Origin of the sequence: Sulfolobus sp. E5-1-F (genome assembly GCF_009601705.1) — an archaeon.
GTDB lineage: Archaea > Thermoproteota > Thermoprotei_A > Sulfolobales > Sulfolobaceae > Saccharolobus.
The window spans coordinates 1,656,689-1,680,148 of the sequence record NZ_CP045687.1; the positions used below are offsets into that span (position 1 = coordinate 1,656,689).

The 23,460-nt window shown below is 34.3% G+C and carries 25 protein-coding genes; 12 read left to right on the top strand and 13 right to left on the bottom strand.

Annotated features, from left to right (window positions below):
- The first annotated feature begins 2 nt into the window (after nucleotides 1–2).
- A complete protein-coding gene (locus GFS03_RS08425) occupies nucleotides 3–1,205 on the top strand; it encodes a glycerate 2-kinase (protein ID WP_153423422.1) in 1,203 nt (400 codons plus the stop codon).
- On the opposite strand, the gene GFS03_RS08430 is transcribed toward GFS03_RS08425, so the two are convergent.
- Entirely contained in the window at nucleotides 1,184–1,696 is a 513-nt protein-coding gene (locus tag GFS03_RS08430; protein ID WP_153423424.1) for an NADH-quinone oxidoreductase subunit B, read from the bottom strand. The genes GFS03_RS08425 and GFS03_RS08430 overlap by 22 nt on opposite strands.
- A gap of 129 nt (nucleotides 1,697–1,825) precedes the next feature.
- On the opposite strand from GFS03_RS08430, the gene GFS03_RS08435 reads away from it, so the two are divergent.
- Together GFS03_RS08435 and GFS03_RS08440 are read left to right on the top strand one after the other, a co-directional pair.
- Complete coding sequence (locus GFS03_RS08435) at nucleotides 1,826–2,902, top strand: L-threonylcarbamoyladenylate synthase (protein ID WP_153423425.1); 1,077 nt, start codon at nucleotides 1,826–1,828, stop codon at nucleotides 2,900–2,902.
- The gene (locus GFS03_RS08440; RefSeq protein ID WP_153423427.1) at nucleotides 2,880–3,566 is read left to right on the top strand and encodes a biotin--[acetyl-CoA-carboxylase] ligase; all 687 of its coding nucleotides are present in this window, start codon (nucleotides 2,880–2,882) and stop codon (nucleotides 3,564–3,566) included. Before GFS03_RS08435 ends, GFS03_RS08440 begins: the two co-directional genes overlap by 23 nt.
- Here the strand turns inward: GFS03_RS08440 and GFS03_RS08445 are convergent.
- Together GFS03_RS08445 and tldD are read right to left on the bottom strand one after the other, a co-directional pair.
- Nucleotides 3,561–4,808, bottom strand: a complete 1,248-nt coding sequence (locus tag GFS03_RS08445; protein ID WP_153423429.1) for a TldD/PmbA family protein — start codon at nucleotides 4,806–4,808, stop codon at nucleotides 3,561–3,563. The two genes, GFS03_RS08440 and GFS03_RS08445, sit on opposite strands and share 6 nt — an antisense overlap.
- Entirely contained in the window at nucleotides 4,798–6,135 is a 1,338-nt protein-coding gene (gene tldD, locus GFS03_RS08450; protein WP_153423430.1) for a zinc metalloprotease TldD, read from the bottom strand. Before tldD ends, GFS03_RS08445 begins: the two co-directional genes overlap by 11 nt.
- Before the next feature lie 33 nt (nucleotides 6,136–6,168).
- Here tldD and GFS03_RS08455 point away from each other — a divergent pair, with 33 nt between their 5' ends.
- Genes GFS03_RS08455 through cyoE form a run of 4 tightly spaced genes read left to right on the top strand, consistent with a single transcriptional unit; the run spans nucleotide 6,169 to nucleotide 9,065 of the window.
- The gene (locus tag GFS03_RS08455) at nucleotides 6,169–6,570 is read left to right on the top strand and encodes a CopG family ribbon-helix-helix protein (protein ID WP_153423433.1); all 402 of its coding nucleotides are present in this window, start codon (nucleotides 6,169–6,171) and stop codon (nucleotides 6,568–6,570) included.
- The gene (locus GFS03_RS08460) at nucleotides 6,557–7,231 is read left to right on the top strand and encodes a B3/B4 domain-containing protein (RefSeq protein ID WP_153423434.1); all 675 of its coding nucleotides are present in this window, start codon (nucleotides 6,557–6,559) and stop codon (nucleotides 7,229–7,231) included. Before GFS03_RS08455 ends, GFS03_RS08460 begins: the two co-directional genes overlap by 14 nt.
- Nucleotides 7,228–8,172: a homoserine dehydrogenase gene (locus tag GFS03_RS08465; protein WP_153423436.1), complete on the top strand. Its 945-nt coding sequence runs from the start codon at nucleotides 7,228–7,230 to the stop codon at nucleotides 8,170–8,172. Before GFS03_RS08460 ends, GFS03_RS08465 begins: the two co-directional genes overlap by 4 nt.
- Nucleotides 8,173–8,207: 35 nt before the next feature.
- Nucleotides 8,208–9,065, top strand: a complete 858-nt coding sequence (cyoE, locus tag GFS03_RS08470) for a heme o synthase (protein WP_153423437.1) — start codon at nucleotides 8,208–8,210, stop codon at nucleotides 9,063–9,065.
- Here cyoE and GFS03_RS08475 read toward each other — a convergent pair.
- Nucleotides 9,057–9,608: a hypothetical protein gene (locus GFS03_RS08475; protein WP_153423439.1), complete on the bottom strand. Its 552-nt coding sequence runs from the start codon at nucleotides 9,606–9,608 to the stop codon at nucleotides 9,057–9,059. The genes cyoE and GFS03_RS08475 overlap by 9 nt on opposite strands.
- 72 nt (nucleotides 9,609–9,680) lie before the next feature.
- On the opposite strand from GFS03_RS08475, the gene GFS03_RS08480 reads away from it, so the two are divergent.
- A complete protein-coding gene (locus GFS03_RS08480) occupies nucleotides 9,681–10,439 on the top strand; it encodes an enoyl-CoA hydratase/isomerase family protein (protein WP_153423441.1) in 759 nt (252 codons plus the stop codon).
- Here the strand turns inward: GFS03_RS08480 and amrS are convergent.
- On the bottom strand, nucleotides 10,432–11,487 hold the full coding sequence (gene amrS / locus GFS03_RS08485; protein WP_153423443.1) for an AmmeMemoRadiSam system radical SAM enzyme: 1,056 nt from the start codon (nucleotides 11,485–11,487) through the stop codon (nucleotides 10,432–10,434). The genes GFS03_RS08480 and amrS overlap by 8 nt on opposite strands.
- Nucleotides 11,488–11,548: 61 nt before the next feature.
- Here amrS and GFS03_RS08490 point away from each other — a divergent pair, with 61 nt between their 5' ends.
- Nucleotides 11,549–12,001 (top strand): DUF309 domain-containing protein, encoded by a 453-nt coding sequence (locus GFS03_RS08490; RefSeq protein WP_153423445.1) that lies wholly within the window; start codon nucleotides 11,549–11,551, stop codon nucleotides 11,999–12,001.
- Here GFS03_RS08490 and GFS03_RS08495 read toward each other — a convergent pair.
- Nucleotides 11,930–12,418 carry an adenosine-specific kinase gene (locus GFS03_RS08495; protein WP_153423447.1) on the bottom strand — a complete coding sequence of 163 codons (489 nt, stop codon included), beginning with the start codon at nucleotides 12,416–12,418 and terminating at the stop codon, nucleotides 11,930–11,932. The genes GFS03_RS08490 and GFS03_RS08495 overlap by 72 nt on opposite strands.
- A gap of 85 nt (nucleotides 12,419–12,503) precedes the next feature.
- Nucleotides 12,504–12,905 carry a hypothetical protein gene (locus tag GFS03_RS08500; protein ID WP_153423449.1) on the bottom strand — a complete coding sequence of 134 codons (402 nt, stop codon included), beginning with the start codon at nucleotides 12,903–12,905 and terminating at the stop codon, nucleotides 12,504–12,506.
- A 49-nt stretch (nucleotides 12,906–12,954) separates the two neighbouring features.
- Between GFS03_RS08500 and GFS03_RS08505 the strand changes: the two genes are divergently transcribed.
- Together GFS03_RS08505 and GFS03_RS08510 are read left to right on the top strand one after the other, a co-directional pair.
- On the top strand, nucleotides 12,955–13,506 hold the full coding sequence (locus GFS03_RS08505; RefSeq protein WP_153423451.1) for a hypothetical protein: 552 nt from the start codon (nucleotides 12,955–12,957) through the stop codon (nucleotides 13,504–13,506).
- Nucleotides 13,507–13,607: 101 nt separating this feature from the next.
- Nucleotides 13,608–14,144: a cupin domain-containing protein gene (locus tag GFS03_RS08510; RefSeq protein ID WP_153423453.1), complete on the top strand. Its 537-nt coding sequence runs from the start codon at nucleotides 13,608–13,610 to the stop codon at nucleotides 14,142–14,144.
- Nucleotides 14,145–14,159: 15 nt separating this feature from the next.
- Here the strand turns inward: GFS03_RS08510 and GFS03_RS08515 are convergent, their stop codons facing one another.
- Nucleotides 14,160–15,131 carry a 3-hydroxyacyl-CoA dehydrogenase family protein gene (locus GFS03_RS08515; RefSeq protein WP_153423454.1) on the bottom strand — a complete coding sequence of 324 codons (972 nt, stop codon included), beginning with the start codon at nucleotides 15,129–15,131 and terminating at the stop codon, nucleotides 14,160–14,162.
- Between the two features lie 29 nt (nucleotides 15,132–15,160).
- On the opposite strand from GFS03_RS08515, the gene GFS03_RS08520 reads away from it, so the two are divergent.
- The gene (locus GFS03_RS08520) at nucleotides 15,161–15,793 is read left to right on the top strand and encodes a haloacid dehalogenase (RefSeq protein WP_153423456.1); all 633 of its coding nucleotides are present in this window, start codon (nucleotides 15,161–15,163) and stop codon (nucleotides 15,791–15,793) included.
- On the opposite strand, the gene lysX is transcribed toward GFS03_RS08520, so the two are convergent.
- Genes lysX through GFS03_RS08545 form a run of 5 tightly spaced genes read right to left on the bottom strand, consistent with a single transcriptional unit; the run spans nucleotide 15,774 to nucleotide 23,371 of the window.
- Nucleotides 15,774–16,622, bottom strand: a complete 849-nt coding sequence (gene lysX, locus GFS03_RS08525) for a lysine biosynthesis protein LysX (protein ID WP_153423458.1) — start codon at nucleotides 16,620–16,622, stop codon at nucleotides 15,774–15,776. The two genes, GFS03_RS08520 and lysX, sit on opposite strands and share 20 nt — an antisense overlap.
- Nucleotides 16,623–19,778 carry a carbamoyl-phosphate synthase (glutamine-hydrolyzing) large subunit gene (gene carB, locus GFS03_RS08530; RefSeq protein WP_153423459.1) on the bottom strand — a complete coding sequence of 1,052 codons (3,156 nt, stop codon included), beginning with the start codon at nucleotides 19,776–19,778 and terminating at the stop codon, nucleotides 16,623–16,625. It abuts the gene before it with no gap.
- The gene (carA, locus tag GFS03_RS08535; RefSeq protein ID WP_153423461.1) at nucleotides 19,775–20,878 is read right to left on the bottom strand and encodes a glutamine-hydrolyzing carbamoyl-phosphate synthase small subunit; all 1,104 of its coding nucleotides are present in this window, start codon (nucleotides 20,876–20,878) and stop codon (nucleotides 19,775–19,777) included. Before carA ends, carB begins: the two co-directional genes overlap by 4 nt.
- On the bottom strand, nucleotides 20,862–22,196 hold the full coding sequence (gene argH / locus GFS03_RS08540; protein ID WP_153423463.1) for an argininosuccinate lyase: 1,335 nt from the start codon (nucleotides 22,194–22,196) through the stop codon (nucleotides 20,862–20,864). The genes carA and argH overlap by 17 nt, the downstream gene beginning before the upstream one ends.
- Entirely contained in the window at nucleotides 22,196–23,371 is a 1,176-nt protein-coding gene (locus GFS03_RS08545) for an argininosuccinate synthase (RefSeq protein ID WP_153423464.1), read from the bottom strand. Before GFS03_RS08545 ends, argH begins: the two co-directional genes overlap by 1 nt.
- Between the last annotated feature and the right edge of the window lie 89 nt (nucleotides 23,372–23,460).

Genomic DNA, 23,460 nt, shown 5'->3' on the forward strand with positions numbered 1-23,460 from the left:
TTATGGATATTATCGAAAAGATTTTAGAATATTCAGATCCCTATAAGGTTTTGCAAGAGAAAGTTAAGATAATGAATAATTCGCTGTTATTTAACAACGAAAATATCCCATTTAAAAAACCTATACTTATTTCAGTAGGAAAAGCCTCTCTACCCATGGCGAAGTTCTTTAGTGAGAGGATTGAATTAAGGGCTAAATTAATAGTAACACCGAAAGGTACTAAAAGTAAAGAAAACGATGTTATAGAAGCTGGTCATCCCTTACCAGACGAGAATAGTATAGAGGCTGGGAAAAGAGTAATAGAGCTATTAACTAGTGAGGATTACGATTTGGTAATATTTGCAATTTCTGGTGGTGCGTCAGCACTAGTTGAATATTCTGAAATATCCTTAGATGAACTAAGAATGATTAACAAAACGCTCATAAATTCAGGGATAGGAATTAATAAAATAAATATAGTAAGAAAACATTTATCTAAAATAAAAGGGGGTAAAATAATTGAATATGTAAAAGATAATATTCCCGTAGTGTCATTTATTGTTAGTGATGTTCCAGGTAATGATATAAGGAGTATTGGAAGTGGTCTTACTAGTGTTGATAACTCTACTAATGATGATGCACTAGAAATTTTAAAAGGTTTAGGATTAGAAAAATACTCTAGGTATTTAACTGAGACTCCTAAGAGTTTCTCTAGAATTGTGAAAAATTATATAATTTTGGATAATATGGAGGTACTTAAGAAGCTCGCAAGTATTCTGAGCAACTCTTTCATTCTAACTTCTGAAATCAGAGGAGAGGCAAGAGATGTTGGAGCCATTATTGCATCGATTTATAATTCATCCGAAAACTATAATATACCTTTAAGAAGACCTTACTATTTATTGCTTGGTGGAGAGCCAGAAGTTACAATACAAGGAAAAGCCGGTAAGGGAGGAAGAAATGGAGAAGTCTGTCTATCATTTCTTAAATATGTAAAAAAGGGAAACAGATTTGAATTATTAGGTTTTGCTACTGACGGCATTGACGGTAACTCAGAATATGCTGGTTGTAAGGTTACTTCTGATATGGAAATAACAGAGGATGAGATAGATACTGCATTAGAGACTCACAATAGTTATGGATTGCTAGAAGGTTATAGAGGGACTATAAAAACTGGCTATACACATACTAATGTGAATAATATTTATGTGTTAAGGGCTCCTTGAGTTCTTATCTTCTTTTGTAACATTAAAACAGCTCTAGCAACAGCCTCTGGCCTTATTGGGCATCCAGGAACGTATAAATCAACTGGAATTCCGATGTCTGAGGGAAGTACGGTATTGTAAGAATTCCAGAAGATTCCTCCTTCGAGTATACAAGCTCCAAGGGCTATAACGAACTTCGGTTCTGGCATCTGGTCGTACACAATCCTCGCTGCTCTACCCATTTTTCTGCTTAGCGTACCTTCGAGTATAAGTATGTTCGATTGTCTAGCTGAGGAGAATGGCAACATACCATACCTTTCTGCATCAAATCTTGCAGCTGCAAAAGCTCCAAATTCTGTGCCACAGCAAGATGTAGTAAAGTGAGGTGGCCAGAGAGAAAATGAAATACCCCAGTCAATTATTGATTTTATTGGTTTACGATTAATTAACCATTGAGCTGCCTTTTTGGCTACGTCATTTAGGTTACCAACTAAAATAGTCTGTTCCGTCATTGCTATACTCTATTTCACCAATCCCTTAAATAACTTTATTCAGAGATCACCTCATAAATCATCAAATCAATTTTCTCTATCTCATCATCGACAAATATATTTTCTTGTTAACCTTTAAAGTTAAAAATAATGACTGAAGTACTTAAGGTTGACCCATTATATCCAGAATTGGATAAAATAAAAAAGGCTGCCAGTGTAATAAAAGCAGGCGGCACTGTAGTCTTCCCTACAGAAACTGTTTACGGATTAGGCGCAAATGCATTAGATGCAGAAGCCGTGAAAAAGATATTTGTCGCAAAAAACAGACCTATGGATAATCCTCTCATAGTCCATATATCAAATATAGATCAGCTTTACGATGTAGCTAAAGACATACCCGAAAGAATAATTAATATAGTGAAGATGGTGTGGCCGGGACCATTAACGTTTGTCTTGAAAAAAACTGATAAAATTCCTAAAGAGACTACTGGTGGATTAGATACAGTAGCAGTAAGAATGCCAGCTCATCCAGTTGCGTTGGCTTTAATAAATGAAAGCGGTGTTCCAATAGCAGCACCAAGTGCTAATTTGGCCACAAAACCTAGTCCTACTAAGGCAGAACATGTTATTGATGATTTACATGGAAAAGTAGATATAATATTAGATTCTGGAGAAACATTTTTTGGCGTAGAATCGACTGTTATAAATGTTACTGTAGACCCTCCAGTACTTTTACGGCCTGGCCCATTTAGTGTAGAAGAGCTGGAAAGGATATTTGGAAAGATCGTTATTCCGGATCAAGCTAAAGGAACAGGGGAATTTAGTGTTGCCTTAGCTCCGGGGATGAAATATAAACATTATGCTCCTACAAAAAAGTTATTAGTAGTTGAGAATAGAAGTATATTACGCGATGTTATCAAAAAATTACGAGAGAAGAATTATAGGGTAGCTTTTTTATGCTCACGTGAAGTCTGTAGTCAATTTCAAGATGAAAAGATTGAAATGATAGAGCTTGGAAGTGAAAATAACCTCTATGAGATCTCTAGAAACTTATTCGACAGCTTTAGAAAGCTGGATAAGTCTAATGCAGATATTGGAATTATTCATAGTGTTAGTGAGAGAGGAATAGGACTAGCGATAATGAATAGGACAAGAAAGGCATCTGGTTTCTCTTCAATTTATAGTATAGAGGATGTGTGGAAGTATGTTGGTAATAAGACTCAATAAGGTTACATCTACACAAGATTTCGCAGAGGCCATTAGTAATATGCTGTATGAAGATTTTTTGATAATTGCAGAGGAACAAACTAAAGCAAGAGGAAGATTAAGGAGAAGTTGGTATTCTCCTAAAGGTGGACTGTGGTTTACTTATGTTAAAAAGAACTTTAAAACGGAACAGATTCAGATATCTGGTCTTAAAGTTGCCGTTGCAGTTCTAGACGTTTTAAGAAAGTTCTTAGATGCGAAGATAAGATGGCCAAATGACATAGTGGTTAATGACAAGAAAATCGCGGGCATTTTAATTGAAGCCAACACTTATGAAGAGAACATTAACTTATCTGATCTCTTCATAGGCGTTGGTATAGATGTTACAGTTAAGGAATTCCCAGATGATGTGAAGGCTACTTCTTTGTACTTAGAACTAGGAAGGGAAGTAGAACTAAGCATAGATGAGGTGATAAGAAAAATAGACGACTATTTATACATCGATGATAAAAAGGCAGTAGATATTGTGAATCAGTTTCTTTCAATCAAAGATAGAGATGTAGTACTGAGAGGTGAAAATTGGGAAAAGAAGTGTAAAGCGTTATTTGTAGATTATATGGGAAGGCTTGTAACTGAATGTGGAATATATGAGGTTGAAGAGGTACATAGAGTAGAAACTTTATAATAAGGAAAGACCCTTAACTCTTAACTTTCCACTAACTATTTTCCCATAATTTTCAACGTCTTTTGATGAACTTACAATATTCTTCAGAAGTTGTTTAATATTACTTGTAATCATAACTTCTTTCAGTCCTTTCTTATTACCCTTTTCGTTTAGCCAACTTACATTTGCTACAAGGCTAAAATTACCAGAACTATAGTCTATGGTGTTTATCCCTTCGAGTTGGTCTACGACTATGCTGTTCTCTTCTACATCTGATTCTACGCTATTATGCCTTATGATTATATTGCTAAAATCAATTGAGGGAGGGATTGTATAAGATGGTATTATTGAATCTAATTGTCTTGATGCCGAACTAGTATTTTCAATTGCTAACTTTGTCGACCAGTAAGAATTTGTTAACGGTAATCTAAATTGTCCTTTATCTATAATTTTAACTATTTTTGAAGGATTTCCTTCATCATCAAAAGATCTGCTAAAAGGTAATGAAGGATTTAAAGGATCATCAATGATCTCTAACCCCTCATTTATTGTCTCTCTTAACTTAAATGGGGTAATTTCATTGTAAAGACTTCTTGCTGAAAATAAGTGCGATAATACTGTAGAAAATAATTCATTTAATGCTTTTTGGGTAAATACAATATCATAGTTTCCCTCAAACCTTTCCCTCTTTTTCATTATTTTTATTTTTTCCAATAGAGTTTCTTTCAATTTGTCAATATCTATCTTAGAATCTTTAAAGAGAAGAAATTCATAAACTTCTGGCGAGTCTTTACTAGCTATTGCTTGAACCAAATATACTCCTCGCTTTTCCGTAACCTCTACTCCTTCTGTATTGAATATGGAAACTTCATAATTTTTTGCAGAAGCTGAAATAGCCGTTAAATTTACATTTTCCTCTAATTCTCTTAAGTTCATTAGTAGGTCTTTCACGATATCAGAATTTACCTCATGATCACTTATCTTACTTATAGGTTGTTTAGGTGGCAATACATTAGCCTTATCTGGATCTCCAAGTTTAGCTATTTTTAACGCTTCTTCTAACGCATTTTCATCAAGTTTTTTCGTATAAATATAACCCATCCTCGACTTATCATCAATTACTCTTATTCCATAACCAATTTCCTCAACGTTTTCCGGAACGTAAAATTTCTCTTTAGATATTGTATACTCCTTTATCTTAACAGAAAAAATTTCTAGGGAAATTCCCATCATTTTTGCTCGTGAAATTAACTTATCGTACATGCCCTCCTACCTTTAAGCTTTTTATTCTAACGTGAGGACCCCCGTCACTAACATTGACTTCTTGGCCATTCTTTTCACAATATCCAGACGACATTCCGAAATCCTTTGAAATCATATCTATCATACTTAATGTAGTTAATGTATTTCCGGAAAATCCTATATTTCTTATTGGTTCTTTAATTTCCCCATTTTCTATTTTATAACCTTCTTGTATTGCAAATTGAAATGTACCATCACTATTAGTCTCTCCACCAATTGCCGATACTAAATAATAACCTTCCCTAATCCCTTCTAATAACTCACTTAACACATTGTTACCAGGCTTCATGTAAATGTTTCTCATCCTAATTAATGGGAAATCACCATAATTTTGAGCCCTTCCATTTCCCGTTGGTGGTTCCCCTAAATAGGCTGAATAATATCTATTAGTCATGAATTCTTTCAAAACACCTTTATCTACGATTTTAACTTCCCTACCCTCAACTCCCTCATCATCATAATATACTATTGTAGATTGGGGATTATCTATAATAGGCATGTCTGAAATGTTTAGGAAATCCTCACCTATTTTCTTTCCTCTAAACCCATTCAGTTCTCCATTTAGCGCAATGTCTGCTTCACTTAAATGTCCTATAGCCTCGTGCAAAAACACTCCAAGGACCTCTGGGGCTAAAATAACTGGATATTCTCCTGCTTTAGGAGTTTTTCCTCTTAATTGATTTTCAATTCTACGGGAAAGTTTCTCAAGAACTTGGTTTATGTCAAATATGTCAATGACATATCCCATGTGAGTTGATAAATTTTCACTGGTCTCTACTATTGTATCGCCTTCTCTAGCAATAATGTGTATGGATAAGCTAGAGATGTTTCCATCAATTATTATTTCCCTATCCTCAGAGCTGTAATAGTCCTTATGGAAGATCTCGTCGTAATAGTTTAAAGTAAATGATCTTATTGTAGGGTGAAGGTTAGCTATTTGTTTTGCGATCTTGTTTAAGTCTTGACTTATTTCCTCTTTTGATTTATTTATCTCCTTTCCAATCTTAACGGTATCATGTTTTGAAGGAAGATAGACTATGTTTACTCTTTCGTCACCGTAAGCTGAATTTATTACTTCTTCTACTGTACTATTATCAATTCTATCACTTACTTTAAATCCCCAATTTCTATTGTATACTACTCTAATTGAATAACCCTCGTCATTTCCAGAAGTTACGTATTTTCTATCATCTGTAATTGTAAATTCACTACTTGTTGTTTTTTCATGTCTAATATCAACAAATGAAGCTCCTAGCTCCTCTGCTCTCTTAATGTACTTAAACATTATTACTTTAATACTTTATTTAAATATATAACATCAATGAGTGTTGAAAAGATAAGTATTTCCTTACCAAAGGAACTTTATAGGGAACTAGAGGATTTCATTAACCGAAAAGGTATACCAGATCGATCTAAAATATTTCAGATAGCTTTGAGGAATTATCTAGATGAGAATAGAGAAGGCACTGAGATTATTTATGGTATTATAAATCTAGTGTATGATCATGAGGAAGCCTCTGAGGCCCTAACTGAAATTCAACATGAGTATAAGGATAATATCGTTTCCACATTGCATTTACATGTTGATGAAAGGTTATGCATTGAAGCGATAGCTGTAAAAGGAGAGAAGAGTAAGCTTGTCGAGTTAAGCAATAGGTTAGGTCAAATTAGGGGAATTCTTAAAGCCAGGCTGTTAATATCTTTTCCATATGAAAAGACTTAGTATTTCAGATGATGTAAGGAAGTTAGGGGTTTTTGTTGCAATGACAGAAGTGAGTAATGTAGATGCTAAAGTCCCTCAACAAGCCTTAGATGATATGATTAGAAAAGTTGAGGAAAAGTATAGTTCTCAAGATCCAGAGTATTTAAAAAATGATCCAGTTGTTAGGGCTTACAGAGATTTTTATTGGAGGATAGGAGTAGATCCAACCAAAACTAGGCCAAGTGGTGAGGCTCTTAGAAGGAGATTAGCTAGGGGGAATAAACTTCCTAGAATTAATACAGTTGTTGATATAGGTAATATAGTGAGTGTGGAAACTTTAGTTCCTATAGGTTTATATGATAGGGATAAAGTTGTAGGTAATTTGTATTTAGTAATGTCTAAAGGTAATGAAGAGTTTTTAGGTTTAGGTAAAAAAACGGAAAAGTTAGATAAGGGAATTCCAATATTAGTTGACGATGAAGGTAAAGTTCTCCACATATATCCTCATAGGGATTCGGTCTTAACTAGTATAACTCCAGATGTTAAAAACGTTATTATAGTTGGTGCTGGAGTTCCCAATATTGATGAAAATCTAGTTAAATATGCAGTAGATCGTGTAGCAAATTTATTAGAAATGATATGTAAAGGAAAGAGAGAGTATGATACAGTGGTGATTAAATGAAGTTACTTTTAATCGGATATGGAAATGTTGGAAAGGCGTTTAGAAGATTGTTACACGAAAAGAAAGAGAGCTATCCAATATTGCAAAATGTTGAGATTGCAGGAATAATAACTAGACAAGGATTGATGATTGGGGATAAGGAGAATTTCTCTCCAGATAAGCAAATGAATATATTGGAAGCAATCGATTTGATAAACCCCGATGTTATTGTTGATATGTCAGCACCTAATTATAAAGATGGTGAACCATCTGTTAGTGCTTACATAAAGGCATTGTCAAGAAAAATTCACGTGATAACAGTAAATAAAGCACCATTAGCACTAAAGTTTAGGGAAATATTTGAGGTTGCTGAGAAAACTGGTGCTAAAATTGGATTTCAAGGAACTGTAATGAGTGGTACTCCTTCTATAAATCTCTTTAGAATTCAACCAGTATCAGAGGTATCTAGGATAAGGGGTATCCTTAATGGTACCACAAACTATATTTTAACTAGGATTTATGAAGGATTAAGTTTTAATGAAGCCTTAAAAGAGGCAAAAGAAAAAGGTTATGCAGAGGAAGACCCAACTTTAGATCTTAATGGATTTGATGCTGCAGCTAAACTGACAATTTTATCAAATTTTATTATGAACAGAAGCATAAGATTAGGTGATTTCAAGTTCAAGGGAATAACTGAGATTAGCAATGAAGATATTAGAAGAGCTAAAAGTGAAGGAAAGAAAATAAAGCTAATAGCATATGCGGATAACTACATAATACAGGTCTCTCCTCAAGTTATAGGTCCACAAGATCCCTTATATTATATAGATGGAGTTGAAAATGCTCTAGAAATTCAAAATGAAATACAGAGGATAATTATTAGAGGTCCAGGAGCAGGTCCGATAAATGCAGCATATGGTGCCCTTACAGATTTAGTTTTATTATTGGAAGGATGTTTATGACAATTTTTTTATTCTTATAATACAATTGTAACTTGATGAGTTTACAGCGGAAAATAAAGGCTTATTTAAAGTTGGGTAAACTTGGTGTAGTAAGTTTACTTGATTTGGCGGCAGTTGCGGGGGCTTTTTTAGCTTACAGACACAATATTTCACTTTTACCAGTAATTCCTATGTTAATTGGAGGTACTTTAGCATCAATGGGGGCTATGATAATAAATAGTGGAATAGAAATAGATAGAGATAAAGTGATGTCTAGAACATCAAAGAGACCTACAGTAGTTGGATACGTTAATAGGAGGGAAGCTATAATCGTTGGTTCACTTCTAGCTATTTTAGGTACAGCATTAGGTTTTATAGACAATGCTTTGACTGCTTTCTTTATAGCCTTAGGTGTGATAATATATGTATTTGTATATACAATCTTATTGAAGCCTAGGACGTGGCTAAATATAGTTATAGGTGGATTTGCTGGCAGTGCTGCAGCTTGGGCAGGTTATACATCACTGACAAATTCTCTAAGTCTAGAGGGATTCCTTTTAGGTTTTCTAGTATTTATGTGGACTCCGGGCCATTTCTGGTCGTTGTCATTGAAGTATAGAGAAGATTACATTAATGCGCATTATCCCATGCTTCCTGCTGTGACTGGAATAACTACTTCTGCAAGGGCAATAGCAATTTCTAACGCCTTAATGATTCCGATTGTACTTTTGATAGGATATTATATTAATCTAATAGCGCTTGTAGCATTTTCTATTTTAAGTGCATTCCTAATGTTTCTTTCTTATAGGTTAATACTTAATCCAACTAAAGAAGAGGCAATGAAATCGTTCATATTTTCAAACATTTACCTAATGTTAATATTTCTAATTATGATAGTAGTTAAATTAATATGAAATATCTATTACCATATCAGCTATTTTCTTAGACGAGATTATAATTTTAATATCAATATCCCCACATTTTCTCCTTATTACTAACTTGTCCTCATTTTGATAAGATACTTTTAGCCCTGAGCAATTTGCCACTGCAGATAACTTATAATGGTAATAAGGGTTTCTAATTTTACCTAATGCTTTATTAAATACATAATTGAATAGTTCGTGTGGATCATGTGAGGTCATGTTAATTGGTATTTTAAATTTTATCTCAATGTAATCTTCACTATAATTGACTGAAATGTTATTCCTAGTTAAGAGAAACGAAATTGGTAATGGCAAAATTGCTGGGATTGCTATAAGATAATCTGCGTATTTTGGAATTATGTTTATAAACAAATAATAGGTAGTAGCTAAGGTAACAGGTAGGCCTATCATCACATACTTAATTACTTCTTTTAGATCCCCATATTTTCTACTCATAATAAATGATGTAATACTAGTTCCTATTATCGGTGGTATTGCTGATATTATTGATATTAGTGTATCTCTTCTAGTCACATGTACTATTACTACTTATAGCTTAAAAAGATAAATATTGCACAACATCATATTCTTTGAGGGTTTCTACTTATGGAGACCATAGTTCTAAGAGAAGAAACTCCAATAGGGTGGGTAATATTAAATAGACCAGATAAGTTAAATTCAATTAATTTAAAGATGATAGAGGAAATTGAAAGTGCATTAAGGGAAATTATTAATAATGATAAAATTAAGGTTATTATATTTACGGGTTCTGGAAAAGCTTTTTCAGCCGGCGCTGATATCTCTCAGTTTAAAGAATTGGATCCAGTTAAAGCGTGGGAATTTGCTACAAAAGGAAGAGAATTAATGGACTATATAGAGAAGTATCCTAAGCCCACTATAGCGATGATAAATGGATATGCGTTAGGTGGAGGTTTAGAACTGGCATTGAGCTGTGATCTTAGAATTGCTTCCCAAAGTGCGGAACTAGGATTCCCGGAAATCAACCTGGGAATCTATCCTGGCTTTGGCGGTACTCAGAGATTAGTTAGACTAATTGGAAAAGGGAGGGCTTTGGAAATTATCATGTTAGGTGATAGAATAAAAGCGGATTATGCGGAGAAAATTGGTCTAGTAAATAGAGTAGTAGAGCCTTCCTCGCTTGAAAAAGAGGTAAGAGAACTAGCTTTAAAACTTGCTGAAAAACCACAAACGGCTATAAAACTAATTAAGACTGTGGTGAATTACGGTAATGATGCTCCAATAATGAGTGGTTTAACATTGGAGAGCCTTGGATGGGGTATTGCATTTGCTACAGAGGACGAGAAGAAGAGAGTTGACGAGTTCCTTTCAAAGAGGTCTAAATAAATACTGGTTCAAATCTTTCCTTGAATGCATGTCTAGACAACTTTCCTTTTATAGGTAACTTATATCCACAGAACTTACATCTCATATCCTCAGTTAGATGCCATTCCAGAATATCAAAACTATATCTTCTTATTACTAAATTACCACAGTTTGGACAATATGTATTTTCATATGGATGTCCAGGAACATTTCCTATATAAACAAATTTGAAACCTAGTTCCTTTGCTAATCTATAGTGTCTCTCCAAGGTTTCAATTGGAGTCCACGGTAAGTAATTTAGCTTATAATCAGGGTGGAATCTTAAGAAATGGATTGGTATGTTTGGACCTAATTGATCGTATAATTTAGATAAAAGATTCTTTGCAGCTTCAATATCATCACCTATTTGTGGTATTATTAAATCTGTAATCTCCACGTGAATCCCCATTTTCAATAATTCGCTAGCAGTTTCAATAATAGGTTCTGCAGATGTAGCACCAGTATATCTTCTTAAAAATTTCTGTTCTCCATTTCCCTTAAAGTCTATAGTAGTAGCATCTAAAAAGTCCTTTACATAGTCCACAAGATCTGGCGTCCAATATCCGTTCGATACCATAGTATTAAATAGACCGTGTTTTTTAGCTATTATACCCACATCGTGAGCGAATTCGGAGAATATTGCTGGTTCATTATAAGTATATGTCATTCCATCTACATCGTATCCTATTGCTAGTTCAACGATCTCTTCTGGTGATAGTTCTACTCCCTCAGCCTTACGTCTTTGGCTTATATCGAAATTCTGGCAATACATACACATCCAGTTGCATCCATATGTGGAAAACGAGAAAACCTTTGAACCTGGGTTAAAGTGTACTAAAGGTTTCTTCTCAATAGGGTCTATATGAGCAGCAGCTATTTTTCCATAGACATCAAGGTATAGTTTTCCATTTCTTACTGATCTTACACCACAGAACCCTGTTTGTCCTTCCCCTATTAGGCATTTTCTAGCGCAAGCTAAACAACGGATTCTACTATCCTCTTTTTTATATAATACTGCTTCTTTGGGCATACGTTATACCATTTCTCTTCAGAGGTAAAAAATATTTTGTATTAGATAAAGGATAGTGTAAATGATGAATAGGGTTTTATTGTTCTACAAGAAAGGTATATTTACCGATGATCTAAAGAAATTTCTGAGGATTAATAATATTAATGTTATAGATGTTAGGATAGGGAAATATATCGAGGTAGATATAGTTGATGATCCTAGAAAAGTCATATCCTTGATTGGTGAACCACTATTTATGGTTACCGATATTAGTGGTACATTTAAACAACTATTTTATGACATGAGATTTTGGGAATGTCATGAAATTTTAGAGGAAAAGTGGAGAAAAGCGGAAAATAAAGATGAGAAAAATTATTTGCAAGCAATAATTTTGCTTTGCGCGTCTTTGATTAAGTATCTAAAAGGCGAAATTGAGGTTTCTGACATGTTGATGGAAAAAGCTTTATCTCTTATATCCAATCTTCCTCAAGAACTCCTTCCTTTCTTTTATATCAGTCTCGGACTCAACACCTAAAGGAGTGTATCCATCTACTACACCAATTACGCCTCTACCCTGATCAGTTTCAGCTACTATAACTTGTAATGGATTAGCTGTAGCTGCGAATATTTTAACAACCTCATCTACGTTTTTTATTCTATTTAGAACGTTAATGGGATAACCGTTCTTTAGATAGATCACAAAAACGTGGCCTGCACCTATTTTCTTTACATTCTCAATTGCAAGCTTGATCAGTTCTTGGTCATTTCCATCATATCTTACAAGTCTTTTACCGCTTGCCTCGTTGAATGCTATACCAAACTTTAAATTAGGACTGCTTGACGATAGTGTTTCATATAAGTCTTCAACTGTTTTAATAAAATGAGATTGACCTATAATTACATTAGTCCCTTCTGGTATATCTATTCTTATAACGTCTATTTTTACACTCATCAATAATATAAAAGAAGGGAATTAAAATAAATTTTATCAGTGAAGGACCACTACATCATTCTTCTCAGTTGTACTCCCGTAATCTTCATCCACTATTTAAATATGCATAGTTTATTATAACCTCTTCGTTTTGATTTAAGTTAACTATATAGGTTAAATGTAGCTGTGTTACTAAGATCTTATATTGTCCTGCTGGTAAACTAAAAGATGCTATCCCTTGTGAGTCAGTGAAATTATAAGTATAGAATAAGTAAGTAGTTCCATTATATTTATAAATCCAAATTACTGCATTTGCCAGAGGTGACTCTCCGCCAAATAGTCCATAATTCATTAATACTTTAACTTTCAAAACGTACATTCCATCTATTTGCTGGTTGCCCAACGCTATTGTATTAATTTCTGTTTTATATTTATGTCCCTCGTAAACTCCTATAGCCATCACTATTATTACCAATACTGCTAACGCTAAGAGAATCTGTCTATTCATCAAAAGCACTGCATTAATCTAATATAAAAGTTCAATCCTAATTTGGAATGTGGCAAATAAGTTATATGAAGCATTAAAATACGTGGTAAAATATGAATTAAAATCTTCAGTTAGGCGCTATATAGTGTTAGGTGCATTTGACGGTATTCTATTAAGCTTGTCGATTTTGTTGGCTGGTGTGATCTCACATATTAGCCTAACCAGTATTTCTCTATCAATATATAGTGGGATAATAGCTACTGCAATTTCATCAACATGGAATGCGCTAGTGGTAGAATTAGGGGAGAAAAAAACTGAATTGGAGAAAATAGAGAAGCAAGTTCTGAAGAGTCTAAAAGGTACTATATATGATTATAGTGCTAAGATAGCTGCAGTCTTAGCTGCTATTGCCCATGGTATTTCTCCATTCTTGGGCTTGTTAATATTTTACTCGTATGATTATTCTCATGATATTATGCTATCTTTAAGTATAGGAATATTAAGTTTAGCAGTATTGGGGTTGCTTTATGGTGATGGAATTAAAGCAAAGATATATACAATGGTTCAACTAATAGTAGCGGGAATTATTACTGCCTTAATTACACTATTAGTTATAAAATAGAAACGTATTTATATCCACATATCCCTTTAAATCTTATAATTATTTTATAATGTCTATTTTATAATAGTCATCTTTTTAAGCAGTTTAAACATAATCTTCATATGGAAGTTTTAAAAAGAACTGAAAAGCAGGACTCATTTAGAAGAGAAGTAGAAGAATTAGTAAAGCAAATTGAACAAGATGATTTAAAAGTAGCAATTTTTATGGAATATACAACTCCTCCAGAAAAGGTTAAACCAAAGTTAATAAAATTTGAGAAAGTTTTGCCTCTATTAGAGAGGATCTCAGAGTCAGGAAAGACACAAAAGGGTGTAGCCAAAATAATGTTCTTCTCTCCCTCAACTTGTAGAAACAAGGGATTAACACCAACAATGATGGCAGGTTTTCAATTACTTAAACCTGGGGTTTCAACTAAACCTCACTCTCATAATATGGCATCGATATATTTGGTATTTAAGGGTCAAGGATACTCAGTTATTGGAAATGATAAGATAGAGTGGAAGGCTGGCGACATTTTCGTAGTACCTGCAAATGAAGTTCATTATCACGTTAATACTGGAAATGAGGATTGTGTACTATTTGACGTAACAGACGCTGGGTTACTTGAGAGTTTGGGAATCTTAGAATTTAGAGAGTAGAGTGAAAAGGATCAATTATAAATTACCTTTTTCCCCAAATACTGCTTTATAGACTCTTATTAAGGTCTCATCTCTCCATCTTGATAAATCTTGAAAGCTCTTTCCTTTTATAAATTTGTATTCTTTCATTTGCTCCACAATTTTCTTGACAGCTGTATAAGGGAACTTGTCCCACTTCGCTAGAGTATGCATCCACTCATTTGCGCCATATCCGAATCCTTTACTAAAGAAGTATTCAATTCCTCCTTCTCCTCCACCTAAATGATAAGTTAAGAATGGTCCCATAAATGCCCATCTTAGACCTATGGCAGCTGTCACTACTTTATCTATATCCTCAACTGTAGCTACTCCTTCATCAATTAAATTCACTGCTTCTCTAAATAAGGCAAAGGTTAGCCTATTTCCTATGAAACCAGGAACTTCCTTCTTTAATACTACTACTCTATCTAATTTTTCCATGAATTCTTTAGTAACATCTAATGTCTCCTTTGATGTTTTCTCGCCAGGTACTATTTCTACTAAGGGCAATAGATGGGGCGGATTCCATGGATGAGCGATTACCCCTCTTTCTGGGTATTTGATCATAACTTTCTGTATTTCAGTAATTAATAGACCAGAGGTACTACTCGCAATTACTATATCTCGAGGTAATTGAGCATCCAGATTTTTGAATAGAGTCTTCTTAACACTATAATCCTCAATTATAGCTTCTATTACAAAGTCAACATTCTGAATTGCCTCATCAATTTTCATAGTTCCAGTTAGATTTCTTTGATAGTCTTCTGGTTCTCCATATATCATTCCCATATTTTTCAAGTTAACTAAATAAGTTGATACTTTTGCTAAACCCTTTTCTAAAGTCTCCTTCTTTTCTGTATACAAATTTACCTTATAACCTTTCGTTAGTAAGAGGGTTGCCCAACCTATGCCTATTACACCAGCTCCTATTACAGCCACCCTATTAATGGGTTTCATATGTATAAACATGTTTAAGAAGTATAAGTAAGTTTCTCCAAATGGATAGAGTTAAAAATGTGAATATGATTGGAGTTATTATGCTGGTTCAGAAAATCAAAGATTATCTTGATTCAATTAGTGACATGCTTCAAGAAAGATTTGAAAATAGAGAAAGAGTATTGTTATTGGCTAGAGAATTAATAAGATATTGTGGTGAGGCGATTTCGCTTTCTCATAAGGGTAAAAAGGAAGATGCACTAAGAAAGTATCAGCTTGCAATCTCCAAAGCATCTGAAATTCAAAAGATTATAGATAACTTTCCTGAACTATTATATGGGGACGTAGGAATAGCGTATCAAGAACTAGCGGAGGCTTCTATAGTGATCTCATTGTACTTTGACGTTGACTTAAAACTTTCTAAAGAACTTGGTATTCCAGATATATACTACATAAGTGGAATAGCAGATGCAATAGGTGAGATGAGAAGAAGAGTACTAGAGTTACTTAAGAAAAATGAAATAGATGAAGCTGAAAAAACATATGAGATGATGGAAGAGGTATATGAATTACTATGGAGCTTCGAGTATCCTAAATCCTTAGTACCCGGGTTAAGGCAAAAGATCGATATTATAAGAAGATTATTGGAGGAGACTAATCATGATATTTTTCTGGCTAAGCTCGGTAGGTCTTGATGATATAATCTACTAGCTTTTCGGCAACATTGATACCAGTTGCTAGCATAAAGCCTTTAAATTCTGGAACGTCATTTAGCTCATTTATAACATATCCTTTTGATTTGTGCTCTAATATATCTATAGACACGAATTCGCCTTTTACTAGCTTTACAGACTTTACAGCTAATTCTCTTATTTTATCGTCTAATTGAATAGGTGTAGGATTTCCTCCTAATGCAACATTTGCTCTCCACTCGTTAGGTGGAATATTTCTTGCATAACATCCCAATAACTCATCTCCTATTACTATACATCTTATATCTCTTTCTTTATATTTGATATATTCTTGAATTATGTGTACTTTCAGTGCTGAGTTGTTAAGCATTTCTCTATGTTCTATAATTGTCTTTCCTTCATAAACATCTCTTATTAAAGATACCATTCTTCCCCAACTTCCAATAGGTGGTTTATCTATTATTGGAAATCCCATCTGTTCATACGCTTTCATAGTAGCATCTGGAGATGCGGCTATTATCGAGTCTGGTATTGGAATCCCATTCTTAAACAGTTTAGAATATGTTAATATCTTATCTCCACAAGTGCTGATGGCGTCTGTTGAATTTATCGTATGTACACCTGCAGCCTCTAAAACCGCAGATGAGTAAAGAGCCCTATACATACTCACTGGTCTGATTATTCCAACATCATACTTGCTAAGTGCTTTATTAAACGGAATAGGTTCTTGACCTACATTGATTACATCGTAGTCTATTTGTCTTTCATTTAACGCTTTTATTATTAACTTCTCCTCTTGTCTAATTATATCTACTACTAAGGCTACCTTCAATTATATTCCTCCCCCATACTCAGATATTTCGAAAAAAGTAAGTGAATCATAATCTAGGAAAGTTTTACTTATCTCATACCCTAATCTACCGTTGAGAATTATTGGAATATTATAATCAACAGCTGTCCTCCTAATGTTATAATCAAATTTCTTTAGATACCCATCTGTCACAATTATTTCTATCTTCTTAGCTCTTACTAGTTCTTCTGCCTTCATTTTGTCTATTGTTTCTATACCTTGTAATGGAAGCTCAGAGATGCTATAGACTGTTAGTCCAAGTCTAGTTAGATTATCTGCAGTATCCTTTAAGTAATTTAAATTTTTATCACCATAGACCAATGCTATTCCATTTTTATTTGGTATTCTATTGGGCATTGATGAAAGCCAACTCTTTAGTAATGCATCATAAAATGTTACTCCGAACGATGCAGCCTCTCCAGTACTTTTCATTTCTGGTCCCAGAAATGGATAAGCTCCTCTTAATTGAGACCACGAGAATTGAGGACTCTTTACAGCCCAGTACTTAGATGGAGGTTCATAATAGTCCTCAGAGAAATCTAAACCATTAAATATAGCTTTCATAGCCTCATTGATTAGATTAATACCCTTTGCTTTGCTACTAAACGGCATTGATCTACTTGCTCTAAGGTTTAATTCAATTATATATGGAGTATTTTCCTTTACTACAAATTGTACGTTGAATGGTCCTTTTATATTTAGTTCTCTAGCTAGACCCAATACATTCTCTCTCATTTTATTTACACTATTTTCAGATAATTTTCTATAAGGAATTGACATTGTTGCATCTCCGCTGTGGATTCCTGCCTCTTCTATATGCTCCAATGTTATTCCTAATACCTTATTTCCATCAGAAACCCCATCAATTTCTGCTTCTATTGCGTTCTCTATGTACTTCGAAATTACTACCGGATACTTAGGAGAGATCTCGGTAGCTCTTCTTATATACTCATAAAGTTCCTCTTCTGAATAAGCTATTTTCATTGAAGATCCACTTAAAACGTAACTCGGTCTTACAAGAACCGGAAATCCTACCTCATTGACAAACTTCTTAATCTCGCCTAATGATGTCGCAGATATCCAATTAGGTTGTGGTATACCTAACTTATCTAATAGTTTTGAGAACTTTTCCCTATTTTCTGCAATATCTACACTGCTACCCGATGTTCCTAATAACCTCACTCCATTTTCCTCTAACTCTTTAGCTATTGAATTGCCTATTTGCCCTCCAGAAAACGTAGCAACATATCTAAACTTCTCCTTCTTTATTAAATCCAATACTCTTTCCACACTAATTTCATCAAAGTAAAGCTTTCTCGCAATATCCCAATCAGTTGAAACGGTTTCTGGATTATAATTAAGTATTGCTACTTCGTCAAAGTACTTTGATGCTGCCTCCATTAGAGATACAACACTCCAATCAAATTCAACTGAAACTCCTATTCTAAAACCTCCTGCACCAATTATTAGTAATTTATTCCCTTGTGAGAATTCTATATCATCCTCTGAGCCATTATATGTTAAATACATATAATTAGTAACCGCAGGCCATTCTCCAGCTAATGTGTCTATAAGCTTTACTACTGGTATTGTGTTGGTTTCGTATCTAATTTTTCTAATATACTCAGTAGGTTTATTTAACGCTTTAGATATCTGCTCATCACTAAATCCCAATTTCTTAGCTAACTTTAATGTTTCCTCATCAATTTCTTTCGATATTTTAAGTGTTTCATAGAAATCTACTAATCGTTTGATCTTATTCAAAAAGAATTTATTAATTCCGGTAACCTCATATACTTCATCAATTGTTGCCCCTTCTTTGAAGGCTTTAGCTACGTATAAGAACCAGTATGGTCTTCTTTCTTTGAGGTACTTTAGCGCTTCTTCTTTACTCATATTGGACTCATATACCTTTCCCCCTACGACCCCAGGTTCACCAATATCTAGCATCCTTATAGCTTTCTGTAAACTCTCCTCAAACGATCTTCCTATACTCATGACCTCTCCCACGCTCATCATCTCAGTTGCTAACGATTGATCGACGTTCTCAAACTTGCTTAAATCCCATCTAGGGATTTTAGTTACTATATAGTCTAAACTTGGTTCAAAACATGCGCAAGTTCTTCCGGATACTTTATTTATAACTTCATGGAGTTCGTATCCTAATGCTAATTTAGCAGAAACATATGCCAAGGGATAACCAGTAGCCTTACTAGCTAAAGCGCTTGATCTAGACATTCTCGGATTAGTTTCTATAATGTAATATTCATAGCCTTTAGGGTTAAGTGCAAATTGTACATTGCACTCCCCGACTAGATTGATTGATTTTGCAACTTCTATTGCATAGGTTCTCATATTTTGATATTCAAGATTATCTAAAGTCTGGCAAGGAGCAACTACTGTTGACTCTCCAGTGTGGACTCCCATTGGATCTAGATTTTCAATACATGCTATTACAGCAGAATTGCCCTTTTTGTCTCTCATTACTTCATATTCTAATTCTATCCAATGGTAAAGATATTTCTCAAGCAGAACTTCTCCTATGTAACTTTGGGATAACGCTCTCCTAATATTCTTCTTCAGGTCTTCTTCAGTCCACGCTACCATAGAGCCTCTTCCACCTAGATTGAAGCTTACTCTCACCATTACTGGATATCCTACGATTTTTGCGTTCTTTATCGCCTCTTCTTCACTCCTTGCAGATAAACTTGGGGGTACTGGTAAATTATTCTCTATCATTGTTTCTCTAAACTTTTCTCTGCTCAGTGCCTTCTCTATTCCATCAATTTGCGTTCCCAACACTTTGACATTATATTTCTGTAATACTCCCTTTTTATGCAAGTCTACTCCAACATTCAACGCAGTTTGTCCTCCAAACCCTATCATTATACCATCTGGTCTCTCCTTCTCTATAACCTTCTCTACAGCCCACCAGACTACTGGTAACATGTATAATTTATCAGCAAATTTCTTGCTAGTCTGTACTGTTGCCACGTTAGAATTTACTAATACTGTCTCTATTCCTTCCTCCTTTAATGCCTTTAACGCTTGACTTCCACTATAATCAAACTCTGCAGCTTCAGCTATTTTTATAGGTCCAGATCCAATAACCAGAACCTTTTTTGGAGTTTCTCTCATTTTCCAGTCACCATAGTTCTAAATTTATCAAATACCCAAGTTGTATCCCAAGGACCTGGTCTAGCTTCAGGATGAAATTGTGTAGTGATAATTGGTAATTTTTCATGGATTAAGCCTTCTATTGTATAATCGTCTGGATTATAGAACCAAATTTTAGTACTAGGCGGGATATCGTTTTTAGATATGATACCATACCCATGATTATGAGTGGATATATAGCATTTATTGGAATTGCTTTCAATTACTGGTTTGTTTATTGCCCTATGTCCGAATTTCATTTTCTTAATTTTACCTCCCAGTGCTAGAGTTGCTATTTGATGCCCTAAGCAAATACCTAAGATTGGAATCTTATACTCCACTAATTCAGAGAACGTCTTAATTTGATTTTCTAGCAAATTGGGATTACCTGGACCATTACTAAATACAATTCCCTTAGGATTGTACTCAATTATCTTACTAGCATCAAAATTGCAAGGGACTCTAACAATCGAGAATCCTCTCTTATACAGTCCGTACAAAATTCCATGTTTTATTCCACAATCCACCACTACGATCATATCTCCAGTATTTGGATGAAAGATTGGCGACTTGGGTGATGTAAATTGCGTGAAATCTATTTCATCGTATTTTTTTTCTAGATATTTTCTGGTATCACCTATTTCTAAACCTGAAGCTATAATTCCCATCATCGTACCATAGGTTCTAATCTTTTTTACAATCATTCTCGTATCAACATCAAAAACTCCTGGTACGTTCTCTGATTTCAGCCACTCATCTAATGTCAGCGTGGAGTTCCATTTACTAGGATATGTATGCTCAGCTACTATTAAGCCTTCAATCTGTATTCTTTCTGACTCGAAATTGGTTAGAATACCTTGCTCATACTTCTTTTCTGGCACGCCATAATTTCCGACTAATGGGTGAGTAATAATTAGTATTTGTCCCTTGTATGAAGGGTCTGTTAAACTCTCCACATATCCATTCATAGAAGTTGTAAATACTACTTCTCCTACCTTAATTCCTTTAGCTCCAAAACCATATCCTTCAATAAACGTTCCATCTTCTAGATACAGATAACCCTTTTCATTCTTCGATTTCATTTTCTATCACCTTTAATTCTCCCACTTTAGAAATAATTTTTAATTTGTACATCTCAATTTCCTTTTCATTTTCTTCTAACTTAGTTTCTCTACTTTTTATCAAGCTAGTTATTAAATCAAAATTAGGAGACCCTATTACTGCCTTCATATTAATTGAATCCTCTATTTTTAAAGTTGACTTATAAGAACCATCCCTAACTTTCTTAGCTATCTCAAAGTAGGCCGATCTATAAGGTATTCTTTTATTTATGGAAAGTAATTCAGCGTCATCAGTAGCTAAGCTAGATTCATCAATGTTTATTTTATTTATTTGTATTTGGCTAAAGAGTGAGCCTAAAATTCTAACTGAAGAAATAGTGTAATTTATTGGAATCCAATAATATTTATTCATCTCTTGTAAATCAAGGTTATAGCCAGTAGGTAAACCCTTGTAAATAGAAAGTAAACTGGTTAATATGCCTATAGTCTCTGCTGCTTTTGCTCGCAGTATCTCCATTGTGACTGGATTTCTTTTCTGTGGCATTAAACTGCTTGTACTAACATGAGAGTCTGGTAATTTAATTAATTTATTTGAAGAAAAGAAAATTAAATCCTCTGCTATTCTACTTAATACTACCATCAACACGGTTAATTCTGCGATCGTAGCGATAATGTCCGCTCTCGATGACGTAGCTGACAATGTGTTATATACTATATCATCAAACCCTAATAGTTCAGCTTCTTTTTCTCTATTAATCTTAACGTTTGTCCCTACTATTGCTCCAGAGCCCAATGGCGATCTATTGACTTGTTTTAGCATGGAAAATATTATTTCCCATCTTGAAGCTAACTCCTCCTCAATGTAGGTTAAGTAATGGGCAAAGGTGGTGGGTTGTGCCAATTGTAAATGTGTATACGAGGGAAATATTGTTGTTATGTGTTCTCTTGCTTTATCTAATAATGTTTTTCTTAGACTATTGATTTCAGTTAGAAGTTCTATTAGCTTGTCTCTTAGTTTCAGTCTTAAAGCTGTAGCAACGTGATCATTTCTACTTCTACCTAATCCGATCCATCCGGCTTCTTCTCCTACATTCTTTAGCACGAAATCCTCTAACGCTTCATGAACGTCCTCGTACCCTTGACCGATTTCTTTAAACTCGTTTAAAACAGCAAGAATCTTTTTAGCGGTCTCCTTCTTTATGTATCCACTTAAATAAAGGCTTATTACATGTGCCTTCATAGTCAGTTTTACTTCTTCTATGATCTCTTTGTCACTATCTATGGATGAGGTATAGCTAACTACTTCATCTTTTTCAGATCCCCATTTTCTATATAGCATCAGAGCCCCCTTACTCTTCTCGTTATTAGTGAGTGCATTCCCCAAATTTCTATAAATCCCCTAGCCATTTCGTCACTTGGATACCATCCTTTATTATAACTAGCAAGTTTTTCAGAATATGGAGAGTAATACGATTTCCTGCCTAGTATTCTGAACGAGCCATTGTAAACTTCAACCTTCACTTCTCCAGTAATCCATTTATTCATTTCGTCAGCAATTTTATGTAGTGTCTCCCTTAGTGGTTCAAACCATAATCCTTGATATACTAAATCAGACCATAACTGATCAACGTATTTTTTGAATCTTAATTCCATAGGGGTATAGATAGTTTTTTCTAAATCGATATGCGAATAAATTAAACCTAAAGCCGCCGGTACTTCATATACCTCCCTAGACTTAAATCCAACTACCCTATTTTCTATATGCTCTATTCTGCCAAACCCGTGGCTTCCTAATTTTGAGTTCAGTAAATTTATTAACTTATGTAATTCCATTTTCTCTCCGTTCACGGCTGTAGGAATACCATTACTGAATTCTATAGAGATTATTTCCTTACTGTTAAAGATCTGTTTAGTCCATTCAAAGGCGTCTTCTGGAACCTCAACGGAAGGATCAGAGATTGTATCTCCCTCTATGCTCCTTCCCCAAAGATTCTCGTCTATGCTGTATTTGCTGCTTTCAACCTTGATAGGTATTCCTTTCTCCTTAGCATACTTTATTTCATCTTCTCTAGTCATATTCCATATTCTAGCTGGTGCTATTATCTTAACGTCTGGATATAATGCTTTTACTGTAAGGTCAAATCTTACTTGATCATTTCCTTTAGATGTAGAGCCATGAGCTACTGCATCGGCTTTCTCTTTTTTTGCTACTTCAACTACTTTTTCCGCTATTAATGGTCTTGCCAGTGCCGTAGATAAAGGGTAAACTCCCTCATATAATCCATTTAATTTTATCGCATATGATATATAATTGTTGGCAAATTCCTTAACAGCATCTATTGTATAATGCTTTGAGGCTCCAGCTATGTATGCTCTCTCTTCTATCTTTTTGAAATCATCTCTTTGTCCAACATCTACAGTAACTGTTATAACTTCAGCCTTAAAGGTTTCCTTTAGCCATTTAATCGATACTGTAGTATCAAGTCCACCAGAGTATGCAAGGACTATTTTCATCTCACAAAAAAGGGTAAAGAAGTAGCTTAAAAACCATTCATATCATAAAAATAAGGGTTTCTTCATAAATAGCATGTTAAAGGTTTCCT

Excerpts from the sequence above, each read along its gene's own strand:
- GFS03_RS08425 (WP_153423422.1), top strand. The coding sequence starts at position 3 with ATGGATATTATCGAAAAGATTTTAGAATATTCAGATCCCTATAAGGTT.
- GFS03_RS08430 (WP_153423424.1), bottom strand. The coding sequence starts at position 1,696 with ATGACGGAACAGACTATTTTAGTTGGTAACCTAAATGACGTAGCCAAA.
- GFS03_RS08435 (WP_153423425.1), top strand. The coding sequence starts at position 1,826 with ATGACTGAAGTACTTAAGGTTGACCCATTATATCCAGAATTGGATAAA.
- GFS03_RS08440 (WP_153423427.1), top strand. The coding sequence starts at position 2,880 with ATGTTGGTAATAAGACTCAATAAGGTTACATCTACACAAGATTTCGCA.
- GFS03_RS08445 (WP_153423429.1), bottom strand. The coding sequence starts at position 4,808 with ATGTACGATAAGTTAATTTCACGAGCAAAAATGATGGGAATTTCCCTA.
- GFS03_RS08455 (WP_153423433.1), top strand. The coding sequence starts at position 6,169 with ATGAGTGTTGAAAAGATAAGTATTTCCTTACCAAAGGAACTTTATAGG.
- GFS03_RS08460 (WP_153423434.1), top strand. The coding sequence starts at position 6,557 with ATGAAAAGACTTAGTATTTCAGATGATGTAAGGAAGTTAGGGGTTTTT.
- GFS03_RS08465 (WP_153423436.1), top strand. The coding sequence starts at position 7,228 with ATGAAGTTACTTTTAATCGGATATGGAAATGTTGGAAAGGCGTTTAGA.
- cyoE (WP_153423437.1), top strand. The coding sequence starts at position 8,208 with ATGAGTTTACAGCGGAAAATAAAGGCTTATTTAAAGTTGGGTAAACTT.
- GFS03_RS08480 (WP_153423441.1), top strand. The coding sequence starts at position 9,681 with ATGGAGACCATAGTTCTAAGAGAAGAAACTCCAATAGGGTGGGTAATA.
- amrS (WP_153423443.1), bottom strand. The coding sequence starts at position 11,487 with ATGCCCAAAGAAGCAGTATTATATAAAAAAGAGGATAGTAGAATCCGT.
- GFS03_RS08490 (WP_153423445.1), top strand. The coding sequence starts at position 11,549 with ATGATGAATAGGGTTTTATTGTTCTACAAGAAAGGTATATTTACCGAT.
- GFS03_RS08495 (WP_153423447.1), bottom strand. The coding sequence starts at position 12,418 with ATGAGTGTAAAAATAGACGTTATAAGAATAGATATACCAGAAGGGACT.
- GFS03_RS08500 (WP_153423449.1), bottom strand. The coding sequence starts at position 12,905 with ATGAATAGACAGATTCTCTTAGCGTTAGCAGTATTGGTAATAATAGTG.
- GFS03_RS08510 (WP_153423453.1), top strand. The coding sequence starts at position 13,608 with ATGGAAGTTTTAAAAAGAACTGAAAAGCAGGACTCATTTAGAAGAGAA.
- GFS03_RS08515 (WP_153423454.1), bottom strand. The coding sequence starts at position 15,131 with ATGTTTATACATATGAAACCCATTAATAGGGTGGCTGTAATAGGAGCT.
- GFS03_RS08520 (WP_153423456.1), top strand. The coding sequence starts at position 15,161 with ATGGATAGAGTTAAAAATGTGAATATGATTGGAGTTATTATGCTGGTT.
- carB (WP_153423459.1), bottom strand. The coding sequence starts at position 19,778 with ATGAGAGAAACTCCAAAAAAGGTTCTGGTTATTGGATCTGGACCTATA.
- carA (WP_153423461.1), bottom strand. The coding sequence starts at position 20,878 with ATGAAATCGAAGAATGAAAAGGGTTATCTGTATCTAGAAGATGGAACG.
- argH (WP_153423463.1), bottom strand. The coding sequence starts at position 22,196 with ATGCTATATAGAAAATGGGGATCTGAAAAAGATGAAGTAGTTAGCTAT.
- GFS03_RS08545 (WP_153423464.1), bottom strand. The coding sequence starts at position 23,371 with ATGAAAATAGTCCTTGCATACTCTGGTGGACTTGATACTACAGTATCG.